This window comes from Bowmanella denitrificans (assembly GCF_002887595.1).
GTDB lineage: Bacteria > Pseudomonadota > Gammaproteobacteria > Enterobacterales > Alteromonadaceae > Bowmanella > Bowmanella denitrificans.
Genome location: NZ_PEBU01000002.1, coordinates 19,110 through 33,228 on the forward strand (window position 1 = coordinate 19,110; position 14,119 = coordinate 33,228).

Genomic DNA, 14,119 nt, shown 5'->3' on the forward strand with positions numbered 1-14,119 from the left:
CCAGTGCAACACTCATGGTTATTGCCCCATTGATTGCTGAGGCTCTGGCAGCAGCCAGTTCAGCGCCAAAGGCATTACCAACAACATAAGGGCCGTGGAACTGATGAGTCCGCCAATCACTGCCCAAGCCAGTGGTGGCCACAATGGGCTGTCGCCGAAGGTCAACGGCAACATACCGGCGATGGTGGTGATGGTTGTCAATACTATCGGTCGTAGGCGCTCAGATACGGCCCGGGTAATGGCATGGGCTTTGTTCAGTCCTTGCTGCAATCCTACCAGTGCGCTTTCAATCAGTAAGATAGCGGAATTGACCACAATACCTGTCAATGCCAATAAACCCAGTAGAGACATAAAACCAAAAGGAATATCAGCCATGGCCAGCATGGCTGGTGCACCGAGCATGCCTAATGGGATGCTGATCATCACCAAGGCACTTAACCTATAGGAATTAAACTGTAATATCAATGAGATAAACAATATTGCCAGTCCGGCAGGCAAGGCTGTCAGTAAGGCATTGCTGGCTTGTGAAGATTCTTCAAATTCCCCTCCGAGTTGCAGGTCAACCTGATATTTTTGTGCCACGGCCTCCAGTTCTGGCAGCATCTGCAGCAGGATGTCCTCTTCATCAGCATGGTGTTGAATGTCGGCTCTGACAATCAGTGTTTCCAGTCCGTTACGACGGGTCTTCACTGGTAATGATGTGTGAAAGTGCACATCGGCCACCAGTGACAGCGGGATAAGCTGTTGCTGGTCGTTCAACAACTGGGTATCTGCCAGGCGTTGAGCGCTGGATTGTTGTGACTCTGCGGTTAATACCAGCGGAGTGGGTAAGCTGGTGAAGTCCAGACGAGTCACTTCCAGGCCACTGCTGCGCCATGCCAGAAACTGATTGACCATTGCTACGCTCAGCCCACTTTGCACCAACTGTTGCTTATTCAGTGCAAAACCCAGTTGCGGGCTGCCAAATGCATAGTCACGACGAACATTCTGTGTCTGTGGATGGGCCAGTACAATGTCGCGTATCGCTTCTGCCGCGGCAGTAGCATCTCTTTGTTGTGTGGCAACAATCCTCAGTTCAATGGGGCTCTCAATGGGCGGACCCTGGCCAAGCTCCCGGGCTGTGAGCATCCACTGCGGATACTGGTCGGTGAACTGCTGGTTCAGTTTGCTCACCAATGCGGGTGTATCGGCATGAGGCTGGGTAATGATGACCAGACGTGCGATATGGGCCTCTTCAGGTTGCTGCACCAGGTTGTAATAGAATCTTGGGCCGCTATGGCCGGTAAAGGTCAGTACTTGCTGTATGTCAGGGTGGTGTTGCAACTGGCCTGCCAACTGATTGGCTACCTGTGCGGTTTGCTCAGGATCGCTGCCTACCGGTAACGCAATATCGACGTATGCCTGATTACGACTGGTTTTCGGGAAAAACTCACCCTGAGTTGCCGGAAGCATCAGCAGTAAGGTCGACACCAGTGCCGCAAAAAACAGGGTTGCTTTGGGTTTTTGCAGCGCCAGGCTGGCTAACCTGCTGCCCGTTGATATTAAAACGTCCTGCCGGGATGGTCGGGTGTGCTGCGCAATCATATGCCGACTCAGTAACGGCACCAACGACAAGGCTATCAGGTAGCTGAGCAGGATGCTGAGGATGACTAATACCGGAATACTCGAAATAAAGTCTGCCACACTGCCTTTGGACAATAACATCGGGACAAAGGCCGCTATGGTGGTAGCAGTCGCAGTAGCAAGGGGACGCCACAGCTCTTTAAGTGCGGCCAGGCAGGCATCAATTCGCTGCCGGCCAGATTCCGTATGAAACAATATGCGTTCGGCCGTTACAATGCTGTTATCCACCATCATTCCCAATGAGAGAATCAATCCTGCGATGGTCATCTGATGTATCACGCCGCCGAAAATGCCAAATATGCCCAGTGCACTGAGGGCAATAGCAGGGATTGACAGGCTCACTACCAGTGCTGTGCGAATTGACATCAATGCCATCAGTACCAGACATACCGCAGCGCAGCTGAACATCAAGGACTGCAACAGATCACTGCGCCGGGTTTCACTCCATTCGGGCTGAAAAAGTAAGATATCTATACTGGCAGGGGCAAACTCACGGTTCAGTAATGCGATTTCATGCCGAAGCTGGTGTCCGAACTTTGTCACTCTTACCTGGTTGGGGGGGAGTGTGATTGCCAGGCCAATGGTCTGTCGGCCATTCAAGTAAAATCGCTCTGTGGTTAACGGATCTGGACGAAACGAGATATCGGCCAGGCTACTGAGCGGAAAGTTTTGTGGGCCGGATATTTGGATTGATTCCACAGCCTCTACACTGTTCAGACGCTCCATTGGCTGCACTGCCGCTAACATTTTACCTGTTTGCAGCAGTGCCGGACTGTCACCCTGATTGGCCTGAGCGATCTGCTTTGCCAATGCCAACGGGGATATGCCGGTTTCCAGCATACGTTGCTGAGAATACCGCACGGCTAACTGCAACCCCGGGTCACCTACCAGGGAAATATGCCTGATGCTATCCAACTGCAGTAAGCGGTCTTTGACCTTCAGCGCCAGTTCACGGTCAGCCAGAATGCCTCGGTTGCTGTCGACTGCCAATACGATGCCTTGCGTATCCTGGGCTCTGTCGATGACAGACAGTCGGGTGGTGGGCATGGCACTTTGCAAGGGCGCCAGCTTATCTTTGATGCGTTGCCAGACAATTTCTGTGTCGTAAACAGTCTCTTTTAGCTCAATATCAATGCTGGCACTGCCGGTTTTGATACGGGCACTGTAGTTGGCAATTTCATCTATCTGACTCAATTCTCTTTCCACCGGCATCACGGCTGACTGGGTCAATTGATCGACACTGGCACCGGCCTGGCTAAGCAAAATAAAACCATTGCGGTAGGGGAAATGGGGATCTTCCTGCTCAAAGGCACTATACCAGGTCATCAGTCCGGTAAGACATAACAACAGCACCAAACCCAGGATCAGCCTGGTGCGTAAATACCAATGTGTTGATTGCATATGAATTCTCTGCTTAATTGTCTAACCTGAGCTGACTCAGGTTGGTGGCAAGCTTGTCCTGCGGGGTAATCAACAGTTTGTCGGTTAGCGCGCTGGCACTACTGACGACAGCATAACTATCGGCTAAGTCGTGGATCTCCACTGCCATAGACTGGCCAGGTTCGGTGATGACAAAAGCCCGAGGTCCTTCAGGTGCCGGAGCAAAACGCAAGGCGGCAATATCCACCTGATAGAGAATCGCCTGGTTCCTCTGCAGATCCAGTCGAACCGTCAGGCCCACCAGTGAAGGATCGGCATCTTCCAAACTCAGGCTGACGTCAAATAGTCCTGGCGCACCAGGCTGAGGTGCCGAGCGTTCAGTGACTCGACCCGATATGGTTCTGCTCAAGGCCGGCAGATATAGAGACATATCCTGGCCAGGTTGTATACGCAGTGCATCCCGTTCTGGTAAGGCAAACACAGCTTTTTGGTGGTGGCTTGAATCCAGCCTGATGATGGGAGTGCCAGCATCGACAAAGTCACCACTGCGATGATATAGCTTAGTAACGATGCTATCGGCTGGTGCCAGCAACAGACTCTCTTTGCCCTGATTCACAGCTTCATGTAACAGCGCCTGCGCCTGTCCAACTTTTTGCTCGGCCACATGCATATTGCGCTGGGCATCATCAACCGCTTGCTGACTGTTCAGCGCGCTGATTCTGAGACTTTTCTGACGCGCTAGTTGTTGCCTGGCCAGGTTCAGATCAGCATTAGCGCTGTTAAGCTCAGCCTGCATTGCATCAATGCGGCTGTCCAGGCTTGGCGAATACAGTTTAGCCAGTAATTGACCCTGTTTAACCAGCTCGCCTTCTTTGACCAGTACCTGGGCAATTCGCCCAGGGGTAAATAGCGCTGCATCAATGCTGTTTTGCCCTTGGATCCGGGAAAAAAATGCCCTGGTCAGCGGATGTTCTGACTTGAGGGCGACGGTGGTTAGAGGTTCGGGCAGCGGGGCTGGTGGAACCTCTAATACCTCGTCATATGGCTCGCAACCTGTGACCCATGTCAGCAGGCATAGCAAGGCCAGGCTGGTTTTAGAAAACATAGACATACCCCAGCAGCAATTGCGTGGAACCTGACTTGTCAACCAGGGGGGAGTCTTTAATTTCACTGCCATACGCGCTGTAACTAATATCCGCTTTGATCATGTGTTTGCCTCGACCAAAGTACCAATCGCTGCTGATACCAATTTCGAAGCTGGTGGCGGCATCGGGTTCATAGAATTGACGGCTGGCGGTCGCTTCCTCAGCACGTACGCCGTAATAGTAGTCAACCATCTTGTCGCTTTGATAGTTGGCCGATATGTAAGGGACTACCCGGCCTTTCTCGAGTCTGAAAGGAATGCCATAGCTGGCTGAAAATTCAAAACCTTCGTGCGTACTGGTAAGGTCATGCATCAGTTCAAGACCAAACTCGCCGAAACTGGTGTCGATCTCCGCTTCAAAACCGGCGTCGAAAGCCATATCCCGGTCTTCCATCCCTTTGAATATATCGCCATCATCTTCCTCATAGCCGTCCATTCTTAGCTGGGCAGAGGCCGACAGTTCAAAATTTTCGCTTTGATACAGTTTGTAGTTGGCTCTGGGGCCGAGCAGGGAGAAGTTCCCGTATTCAATGGCCACGACCGGCACCACAACGGTTTCATTGCCAACATCAGTGTATCCTTGATCCTGGGCGACAGCCGCCAGACCAATTCCCCAGCGAAATGGCTTGCTTTCGTCGGCCATAGCGGTGCTGCTGGTTGAGGCAATCATCAGTGTCAGTGCAAGGTTGGACAGTTTCATTAAAGCTCCTTCAAGGGTTATGTTGCAGGGGCCAACATGGCCACCTGCGTTTTTGTTGGAGCCAGAATAGGTGGGCAAGCTTTCTTGAAACTTACAAGGTGTAATATTTTTTGAATTTAAAAAAAACCGCAGCGGATGCTGCGGTTTATGGGGCGTTATTCGTAGCGAAGGGCGTCGATGGGATTGAGTTTTGAGGCCTTTACCGCCGGCATTAAGCCAAAGATAACGCCAATGGCGGTGGTAAAACCAAACGACAGCGCGATGGCCCAGCCAGGTACCAGCGCTCCGGGCATACCGGGCATCAACATAGACAGTAAGGCTGCCAGTCCCCAACCCAGTAACAAGCCAATCAGTCCACCAAACAGGGACAGCACCAGGGCTTCCACCAGAAACTGCAGCATAATAAAGTTAGGGGTGGCCCCCAGCGCTTTATTGATACCGATTTCGCGGGTGCGTTCGGTCACCGACACCAGCATGATATTCATCACACCGATGCCGCCTACCAGCAGACTAATACCTACCACACCACCTGCCACCAGGGTCACGGATGTGGTGACTTTTTCGAAGCTTTCTTTGGTTTTTTTGGCAGTTATAAACTCAAAGTCATCCTTGTCGTCACCGGACAGATGGTGGCGTTTGCGTAAGATCTGACGTATCTGCGCCTGCACATTGTCCAGGCTGGCGCCGGGTGCCGGTCGAAACAGAATATCGATATTTTCTGTCACTCTTGAGCCTGCCAGCGACGCCATCGTAGAGAAGGGCGCAATAATATAGTTGTCCTGATCAAAGCCAAATAATGAGCCGCGCTCTTCTGCCACGCCGATAATGCGGAACCATTCACCAGACAGGCTGATAAATTCACCGATGGGGTTGTCCGGCAATTTCAACTTTTTGCGCACTGATTCGCCGATAAATACCACCCTACGGCGTCTGTCGTCATCGCTGCTTCTGACAAAACGGCCCTGTTGGGGAAACACCTTGATGACTTTCTGGTAATTGGCATCGGTGCCAATGACCTGGGTCTGGATGGTTTCGCGCCCATAGCTGACCTTACTGCCGAAGGTAAAGGCCTGCATCGTCGCGCTCATATCCTGCACATTATTGACCTTGGATTTCAGGACAATAAAGTCCTCATAGCTGAGCTTGTTGGCAAAGCCGAGCATGGCCTGTTCCTGCGAGGTACGGGCGCGCAGGGTCACCATATCACTGCCCAGATCATCCAATTGCGAGTCAATACTGGCACTTAAGCCTTCCATCACTGCCACTACGGTAATCACGGCAGCAACACCAATCACGATACCTAATGTCGTCAGGGCACTGCGCATGGCATGGGCGCGAATGGATGCCAAGGCCGCACGGGTGCCTTCAATGGTTGCGTGTAAGCCGCTAAACATGCATTTTCTCCCGGGTTTGCATATCGTTGCGACTGTCCTGCGCGACCTGACCGTCCACCAGGCGAATGACTCTGCGGCAATGGTCTGCAATGTCCTGTTCATGGGTGACCAGAACTATGGTGTGGCCTTCCTCATGCAGTTGGTCAAACAGCTTCATAATGTCCTGGGTGGTTTTACTGTCCAGATTTCCCGTCGGTTCATCACCCAACAAAATGGCTGGCTTAGTGACCAGTGCCCTGGCAATGGCGACACGCTGACGCTGACCACCGGATAGCTGATTGGGGAAATGCCCCAGCTTGTCACTGAGTCCGACGCGGGATAGGGCCTGCTCTGCCATATCACGACGCTGGGCAGTTGGGATCATTCTGTACACCAGTGGTTGCATCACATTCGCAAGAACCGACGCCCTGGGCAGTAGATTAAAACTCTGAAAGATAAAGCCAACGCTTTGGTTGCGGATCTGCGCCAGTTGCGCCTCGTCCAGTGTGGCCACGGCCTGGTTGGCCAGTAGGTATTGGCCTTCGGAGGGCACATCCAGGCAGCCGAGGATATTCATCAGGGTGGACTTACCCGAGCCGGAAGGCCCGATGATGGCTACATAGTCATTACGCTCGATATTAAGACTGATGTTTCGCAGGGCATAGAAGGTCTCGGTGCCCATCTGGTAACGCTTGCTGATATTTTTCAGGCTAATAACGGCATCAACTGGCATCGCTGCTACTGTCCTGTTTCAATTGTACTTGCTGTCCTGGCTCAAGTTGGCTGATCAACCTGGATGGACCGATAACCACTTTTTGCAATTCACTCAGGCCGGTTAACACGGCCTGATGAATATCAGTGGCCATGCCGGTAGTAACCCAAACCTTATTGACGGTGTTGTCATCACTGACTTGCCATACGAAGGACTTACCATCTTCTTCCTGAATCGCGGCAACCGGCACATTCAAAGTAGGTTCTCCTTGTGCGGTGACAATCTCCGCCCTGCAGCTCATACCCGGATAAAGCTGGTGTTCTCCAGGGTTCAGTAGCACTTTGACCCGAAACGCCAGCCCCTCGCTGCTGGATAGTCGTTTTGCCGAGGTTCCGATGGAAATCACCTCGCCATTGATGGGGGTTTTAGGCAGGGCGGCGGCAAAAATTTCGGCCTGTTGATTTAATGCGATATGGGCAATGTCGGCTTCATCCACTCTCAGTTCCGCCAAGATAGCGCTGGGATCGGCCAGTACCATCAAGTCCGAACCAACAATGTTGGTAGTACCGGCAATCACGGTTTCACCGGGTTTGATATCCACCGAAGCCAGCAAGCCGTCCATCGCTGCAATAAACACGGTTTTGCGCAGTCTGTCCTTGGCCAGTAACAGTGCGGCCTGGGCTTGTTCTAACTGTGCCTGGGCGGCCTGGGTGTTGATGCGGGCGATATCCAGTTGGCTCTGCAGGGCATCCACAGTTTCCTGCTGGACCAGATTCTGCCCCAGCAACTGTTTGTTGCGTTGTACCTGGCGGTTGAGATCATCTTCCACCGCACGGGTTCGCTGAATCTCAATACTGCGGGCCTGTACTGCAGCCTGATAGCTGTCTACATCCGCTTCAAAGGCGGTAGGGTCCAAACGCATCAGCACATCGCCCTGTTTAACCTGCTGACCTTCTTCTACCAATACATCCTGAACCCGACCAGTGACTTCGGAACGAATTTGGATCTGGGATTTAAACACCAGATTACCCGATGCCAGAATAGTGTCACTGAGTACCCCTTTGCTGACTTCAGCCGCCTCAACCGTGACCTGACCGCTATTACCGGCCAGGTGTTTATAGGCAACAAGGGCCCCAAGGCCGCCGAGAATAGCGGCCAGAATAAGGAACTTTTTCATCTTAGGTTCCGCTTAGATAAGTGCCACTAACAGCCAGATCCCCATAATCAGGCAAAACGGCAATGCGGCAAACACATAGGAAGTAATGGGCTTCATTTTTGCCCAGCTTTGCAGGCCCAGTGCGGCAATAACGATGCTCCACAAACTAAACAGGTTAAAGGCCTCAGCCCAGGCGTATAAGTTGTGATCCAGGGGCAGATTCAGCAGTAACTGGTTCAGCGAGGCGTAGTTCGACAGGTTCAGTGGCACATCCGGGCTGTCGGCCAACAGAAGCAGCAACGCCAGCCCCAGCGCATTGACAAACATCGGCATCATGGTCCAAAGGCTAAAGCTGTACCAGTCGCCATAACTGTATTCGTCGGTGCGGCCGACCAACTTAAAGTAGCCTGCGTAGATGGCGTTGATAATCAGCGTCACCAGTACAATGCTGATTGCGGCTAAAGGTGCGGTATAGGACGCACTTTCCTGCATAAAGCCCCTGGCTTGTTCCGCTTCGGCCGGGCTGACATCCCCCATCTGTGCAACCTGCTGTTCAACAATCCACTCATTGCTCATGCCGCTGTACATCCAGTAGGCCACCAGGGCATAAAATACCACTGAAAATAACAGCGCAATCCACCCCCATCCTTTGGCTTCCTTTAGGTCGTCAAACAGGCTTCTGGGGGCCACAAAAACATTTATCACCGCGTTGGAAAGAGTCGCCACAAATAGTCTCCCTAATATTGTTATGTTGGGCATTTCCTGAAATAGGTGCAGAAATGCTTATCTTTAAAGAAATAAGCAATGCAGTCTGGTTAGTCAGCACTCTGACAGATTTATAACAATAAATCGGTAAAAAATCGTAAAAGAAAATGTAGGTAACGAATTATTCTGGGCACGTGCCGTTTGGCGACAAAGTGTTGCAAGGCCTGGCGGCCTTGCTAAATACGGAAATTCGCCAGATTGATGTGCTGGCCCGTATTGGTGGTGAGGAGTTTGCATTGCTGATGCCCAATGTGGATATTCAGCAAGCCAGATTGGGATTGGAAAGATTGCGCCAGGCATTGGCGGGTCAGGGCATTTTGGTTAACAACCAGCGTTATGCAGTGACCATCAGCATTGGTGCCGCGCAGGCGGGCGAATTGCCGGTAGAGAGCCTGCTGCAAAAAGTGGATAATTTGCTATACCAGGCCAAGCACAAAGGGCGTAACAGAGTGGAGACTGATTTTGCACAAGGCTAAAACATTGCTGGTGATAGGTTATGTATGGCCGGAGCCCAACTCATCTGCTGCTGGCAGTAGAATGCTGCAATTGTTGTCGGTATTTCGCGGCGCGGGGTACGAAGTGGTGTATGGTTCTGCCGCCGACAGCAGTCAGCATGCGGTGGATCTGGCCAGTTTGGGTATTGAGGCGGTCAGTTTAAGCCTTAACTGCGCGTCCTTTGACGACTACCTTCGCCACCTGCAACCGGATGTAGTGATGTTTGACCGCTTTATGATGGAAGAACAATTTGGCTGGCGGGTAGAGCAATACTGTCCGGGTGCTTTGCGAATTCTTGATTCTGAAGATCTGCATTTTCTGCGCCATGCCCGGCATTTGGCGATGAAGCAAAACCAGCCACTGAGCGATACGCACCTGTATAATGACCTGGCCAAACGTGAAATCGCGGCGATTTTGCGTTGTGACTTGACTCTGGTGATTTCCGAGTTTGAACTGACATTGCTGCAGGAAAAATTCAATATTCCATCGCATATTCTGCATTACTGCCCCTTTATGCAGGAGCAAGTAGAATTCGCAGAAACACCAGAGTTTGCCAGGCGGCAGCATTTTATCAGTATCGGCAATTTCCGCCATGCCCCCAACTGGGATGCGGTTTTGTATCTTAAACAGCACATCTGGCCTGCTATCCGCAAAGTATTACCACAGGCCGAATTGCATATTTATGGCGCTTATCCACCACCTAAAGCCACCGCATTGCATGACGAACGACAGGGCTTTCTGGTTAAGGGCTGGGCCGAGGATGCCGTATCGGTAGTTGCTCAGGCCAGGGTGATGCTGGCGCCGCTGCGTTTTGGCGCTGGTCTGAAAGGTAAGCTGATTGATGCCGCTTTGTGCCAGACGCCAGCGGTGACCAGTAGCATAGGCGCCGAAGGTATGTACGGCTCGTTACCGGCGGGAATCATGGTAGCCGATGCACCAGATGAATTTGTGCAAATGGCGGTTGAGTTATATCAGCAGGCCGATACCTGGCAAACTTTTAGCGGACAGGCCGGACAGTTGCTGGCAGGTCGATTTTCGATGCAACGGCATGGCCCGGCCTTGTTAGCCAAAATGGATCAGGTCATCAGGGAATTGGACACGTCCCGTTTGAGTAACTTTTACGGCAGTATGCTCAGGCATCACAGCCTACGTAGCACACAATATATGGCACAGTGGATTGAAGCCAAAAATCGATTGAAAGCCCTGCAATCTGTCACGTCATAAGCTTGTCACACCCGCCAGTTAGGCTGTTCTGCCAACGCCGTCAGATTTTTGCATGGGGCAGGAGTGTATATGGATTTTTCAGCCTGTTTTCTTGGTGTTGGCAGTGCTCGTCAAAGCAGCCTTGGCCATGCCTGTTGCCTGATAGAAAAACAACAGCGGCCCTGGCTGATGATCGATTGTGGCCCTGACAGTCTGGCGCGTTACGCCGCTTTTACCCATGAGACCTTGCCAGCAGCGGTATTTATTACTCACCTGCATTATGATCATATGGCCGGGCTGGAGCAGCTGTTTTTCCAATGCTGTCTGAGTCGTCCTGCCGCTATGCCCACCTTGTATATTGCCGCAGCGCTGGTGCCTCAGCTTTGCCACATGCTGGCCCATACAGGTTTGGCCGAAGGCGGCAAAAATGTATGGGACTGCCTGCAATTAGTGCCTGTTGTCGATAGCTTCTGGCATCAGGGCCAGCGGCTTAGTATCTATCCGGTTCGTCATCACCAGGCGGGCAGTGCCTTTGCATTGCATATGCCCGGGTTGTTCTTCTTTACTGGCGATACCCGGCCCATTCCTGAGATTCTGCATCATCAGGTTGGCGCGACGGAAACCATCTTTCATGACTGTTCGCTCAAAGGGAATCCGTCACATAGTGGTGTTGGGGATTTGCTTTACGAATACGATACCCGGGTGCTCAGTCGTATGCGGGTCTATCACTACGGTTCGTTGCAGGAAGCTGATAAGATTCGCGCACAGGGGTTACAAGTGGTGCGTTGCCAGGAACGTATTATCCTTGGTATCAGCAGTGCGCAAAGGGAGTGGGTGTAAATCCGACGGTAGATAGCGTGTTTGACTAAGCATCACGTTGGTTATCAATTAACTCAGATCGATAGACGTAGTTCAGAATGCCATGGAGAAAGCCCCGCCAGGACTTTACAGTGAGCATGCTGGCGGGGTTAAGAAGATTATTTTTCGGTTACCTGATAGACCGTCACCGAACCACTGATTTCATTGCCAATCAGTAACAATGGATTACCGTTAGGGCTGTTATCAGCACTGATGAACTTGATGCTTTCTGGACCCAAATCGCCAGCATTGGGGACGTCACTACAGTCCATACCTTCTGCTTCATCACAAGGGTTGTCCAAGTCATCATCCAGTTCAAAGTCTGCGTCAAAGTTGCGGTTGTTATAGTGCGCAACAAAGGCCGCCTGAAACGGATTGGTGACATCATAGATAAACAGATCGCCAGAGCGTTCCTGACCGATAAAGGCATAAGTGCGACCTTCAATCATCCCCACATCAATGGCTTCAGGCTCACCGCCCTTATCATCTGAACGGTTGTCACCTTTGTTCTCGGTATGGGCACTGTTGAAATTATTGCCCAGTACGGCGGCGCTGATACGACCAAAGTCATCGCCTGAGTCAAACACCTGGTTGATATTCTGATCCCAGATAGAGAATGAACGCCCACCATAGGCGTAGAGTTTATCTACGATACCGTCATTATCCGCATCCAGCAGGGCAGAGGTGATCTTCAAACGGCCCAGGCCGTCTTTGCCACCGGTTTCATCATACAGGGTTTGTAGTTCGGTGGAGAGGGTCAGATTTAATTCATCCGGGTCAACCACATCCTCGACCCGAATATCTTCAGAATAGGCGTCCCAGTCGCGGGAGTCGCCTTCGTTAGCGGAGAGGATAAAAGTTGCACCATTCCAGCTGTATGCAGCGATACTGTCTGGTTGATACATACCATAGACATTGGGCAAGGTTCTGAACGACGCCACCTCATCTTCATTGCTAAAGTCCAGGGTATGCTGACTCCAATCTTTAAAGCCCAGTGCTTTGATTTCTATCGTCATATCGGTAAGGTCGAGGATGCCGATCGCATTGGCTTCCTGCAGAGACACGTAGGCGGTCTTACTATCAGCGGCAACACTGATATATTCTGGTTCCAGATCCTGTGCCACGGTAGTCCCCGCGGGGCCTGCGAATTTCACGCCCGCAGTGCTTAGCAGGGCGCGGCGTTTGGCATCAGTGTCATAATCTTCACTATCCAGCAAATCGGAGCTGAAACGTATATCTGTGGTCAGGTTAATTTCTCCCGCTACATCGGCCGGGGTGCCGCCTGTCAGGGAGATAACACTGATAGAGCCTTCGGGGTCCAGTATATAGTCCGTGTCGGGCTCCCCCTCATTGGCGACCAGCACCATGCTGCCATCCGGAGTAAAGGTCAGCATATCGGGCAGAGCACCGGCTGCCACGGCTTTAACAAAGGTACCCTGACCTGTGCCATCCAGGGTATAAAACAGCACTGCACCGGTAGCGGTTTTTTCCTGCCCGGCTACCGCAATGGCCAGTAAATCCTGATAAATCGCGATGGAATTGGCTTCGCCCAGATTCAGATTAATATCCACACCGCTGCTGTTTTTCACAGACACGGTGGCGGGGAAGGTGAAAGCCGTGGACGACAGGCTGTTGTCAGTGATGGGATTGCCAACGGCGGTTACTGGCAGGCTGGCCAGGGAAATCACTTCAATCTGATTGTCGGCAGCGTTTATGGCAAAAGCTGATTTGGACGTGGTATGGAACTGCACAATCTCGGCCGCAGACTTGCCATAAATACCGGTATTAAAGCGGCCCACCACCTCAATATTCAGATCTCTTGGCAGGTTTTTACCCGGCGCACCGTCCTGACCAGGGGTGCCGTTCTGGCCTGGTGTGCCAGCTGGCCCTTGAGCACCATCGTCACCATCGGAGCAGGCAGCCAAAGCCGACATTAAGGTTAACGCAATTAAGGAGCGCTTCAGATTCATAGTGTTTTCCCATTCTATTGTTATTAAACAATAAAATGTAACAGCCCAAGGATGACGGCTGGATGACAGTTATATGTCGGAATTGTTATGTGTGTCTGCTTGGGCTGGGAGCGACTGGCTGACTAGAGTCTGACGGCAATGTCGGCATTGATAGCTTACCCCTTGCAGCACGCGATTGTGCCGACGGATGGATAGCTGTACCGGGCCGCAATGGCAGTGGTAAGTAAACTGGCGCCCGGCCACTTTACTGATATCCATCTGGTGACAGGCGCTACCTTGCAGGCCAAACAGCCTGCGCATCAGCTCTTTCCATTGCGGACCGTGCGGCCGGACCGGATTGCGCAAGGTGCCACGGCCATATAACTGCCACACCAACAAATGGCACAATTCATGGGGAATCACTTCGCGCATAAACTCTTCAGGGTTGTCGGCCAGCAACTGTGCGTTTAGGCGAATATGATTGGCTTGTAAACGGGCGCTGCCAGCAATGCGACCGCGTTGATCATAGCTCAGGCTGGGTGTGGCAAAGGTGCGGCCCAGCTGGCTTTGCGCCATCACAAGACACTGCTCTAATCTGTTCTCTACGCTTTGAATGAGTTCGGGGCAAAGGTTGGCCACGGCAATATTTCTACGCAGTCATATATGAAGGGCGGTGAAGACAGTTTACCAGTTGCTGACCTGCAAGTAACCAGGGATTGCCCAAAGGGAGTATGTTGAACGCATCAACTGGACCGCACGAT

The 14,119-nt window shown here is 51.9% G+C and carries 12 protein-coding genes; 3 read left to right on the forward strand and 9 right to left on the reverse strand.

The genetic code is table 11. From position 1 onward, the window contains the following. Nucleotides 1–18: 18 nt before the first annotated feature. From CSR04_RS03605 to CSR04_RS03635, 7 genes are all read right to left on the reverse strand, one after another. A complete protein-coding gene (locus CSR04_RS03605) occupies nucleotides 19–3,024 on the reverse strand; it encodes an efflux RND transporter permease subunit (protein WP_102794893.1) in 3,006 nt (1,001 codons plus the stop codon). A gap of 13 nt (nucleotides 3,025–3,037) precedes the next feature. Next, a complete protein-coding gene (locus tag CSR04_RS03610) occupies nucleotides 3,038–4,108 on the reverse strand; it encodes an efflux RND transporter periplasmic adaptor subunit (protein WP_172449221.1) in 1,071 nt (356 codons plus the stop codon). Then, nucleotides 4,098–4,847: a MipA/OmpV family protein gene (locus CSR04_RS03615; protein ID WP_102794895.1), complete on the reverse strand. Its 750-nt coding sequence runs from the start codon at nucleotides 4,845–4,847 to the stop codon at nucleotides 4,098–4,100. The genes CSR04_RS03610 and CSR04_RS03615 overlap by 11 nt, the downstream gene beginning before the upstream one ends. Nucleotides 4,848–5,002: 155 nt before the next feature. Beyond that, a complete protein-coding gene (locus CSR04_RS03620) occupies nucleotides 5,003–6,241 on the reverse strand; it encodes an ABC transporter permease (RefSeq protein WP_102794896.1) in 1,239 nt (412 codons plus the stop codon). Continuing rightward, nucleotides 6,234–6,953, reverse strand: coding sequence for an ABC transporter ATP-binding protein (locus CSR04_RS03625; protein ID WP_102794897.1), 720 nt, complete (start codon nucleotides 6,951–6,953; stop codon nucleotides 6,234–6,236). Before CSR04_RS03625 ends, CSR04_RS03620 begins: the two co-directional genes overlap by 8 nt. Then, on the reverse strand, nucleotides 6,943–8,109 hold the full coding sequence (locus CSR04_RS03630; RefSeq protein ID WP_102794898.1) for an efflux RND transporter periplasmic adaptor subunit: 1,167 nt from the start codon (nucleotides 8,107–8,109) through the stop codon (nucleotides 6,943–6,945). The genes CSR04_RS03625 and CSR04_RS03630 overlap by 11 nt, the downstream gene beginning before the upstream one ends. Nucleotides 8,110–8,121: 12 nt before the next feature. After that, nucleotides 8,122–8,814, reverse strand: a complete 693-nt coding sequence (locus tag CSR04_RS03635) for a YIP1 family protein (RefSeq protein ID WP_172449222.1) — start codon at nucleotides 8,812–8,814, stop codon at nucleotides 8,122–8,124. Between the two features lie 173 nt (nucleotides 8,815–8,987). Between CSR04_RS03635 and CSR04_RS03640 the strand changes: the two genes are divergently transcribed. From CSR04_RS03640 to CSR04_RS03650, 3 genes are all read left to right on the forward strand, one after another. Further along, nucleotides 8,988–9,329, forward strand: coding sequence for a GGDEF domain-containing protein (locus CSR04_RS03640; protein WP_102794900.1), 342 nt, complete (start codon nucleotides 8,988–8,990; stop codon nucleotides 9,327–9,329). Further along, nucleotides 9,310–10,572 carry a glycosyltransferase gene (locus CSR04_RS03645; RefSeq protein ID WP_245921413.1) on the forward strand — a complete coding sequence of 421 codons (1,263 nt, stop codon included), beginning with the start codon at nucleotides 9,310–9,312 and terminating at the stop codon, nucleotides 10,570–10,572. Before CSR04_RS03640 ends, CSR04_RS03645 begins: the two co-directional genes overlap by 20 nt. A gap of 69 nt (nucleotides 10,573–10,641) precedes the next feature. Then, entirely contained in the window at nucleotides 10,642–11,391 is a 750-nt protein-coding gene (locus CSR04_RS03650; protein WP_102794902.1) for an MBL fold metallo-hydrolase, read from the forward strand. Between the two features lie 137 nt (nucleotides 11,392–11,528). On the opposite strand, the gene CSR04_RS03655 is transcribed toward CSR04_RS03650, so the two are convergent. Both CSR04_RS03655 and CSR04_RS03660 read right to left on the reverse strand, forming a co-directional pair. Next, a complete protein-coding gene (locus CSR04_RS03655; RefSeq protein ID WP_102794903.1) occupies nucleotides 11,529–13,379 on the reverse strand; it encodes a choice-of-anchor I family protein in 1,851 nt (616 codons plus the stop codon). A gap of 69 nt (nucleotides 13,380–13,448) precedes the next feature. After that, nucleotides 13,449–13,997 (reverse strand): SprT family zinc-dependent metalloprotease, encoded by a 549-nt coding sequence (locus CSR04_RS03660; protein WP_281259780.1) that lies wholly within the window; start codon nucleotides 13,995–13,997, stop codon nucleotides 13,449–13,451. Nucleotides 13,998–14,119: the final 122 nt, after the last annotated feature.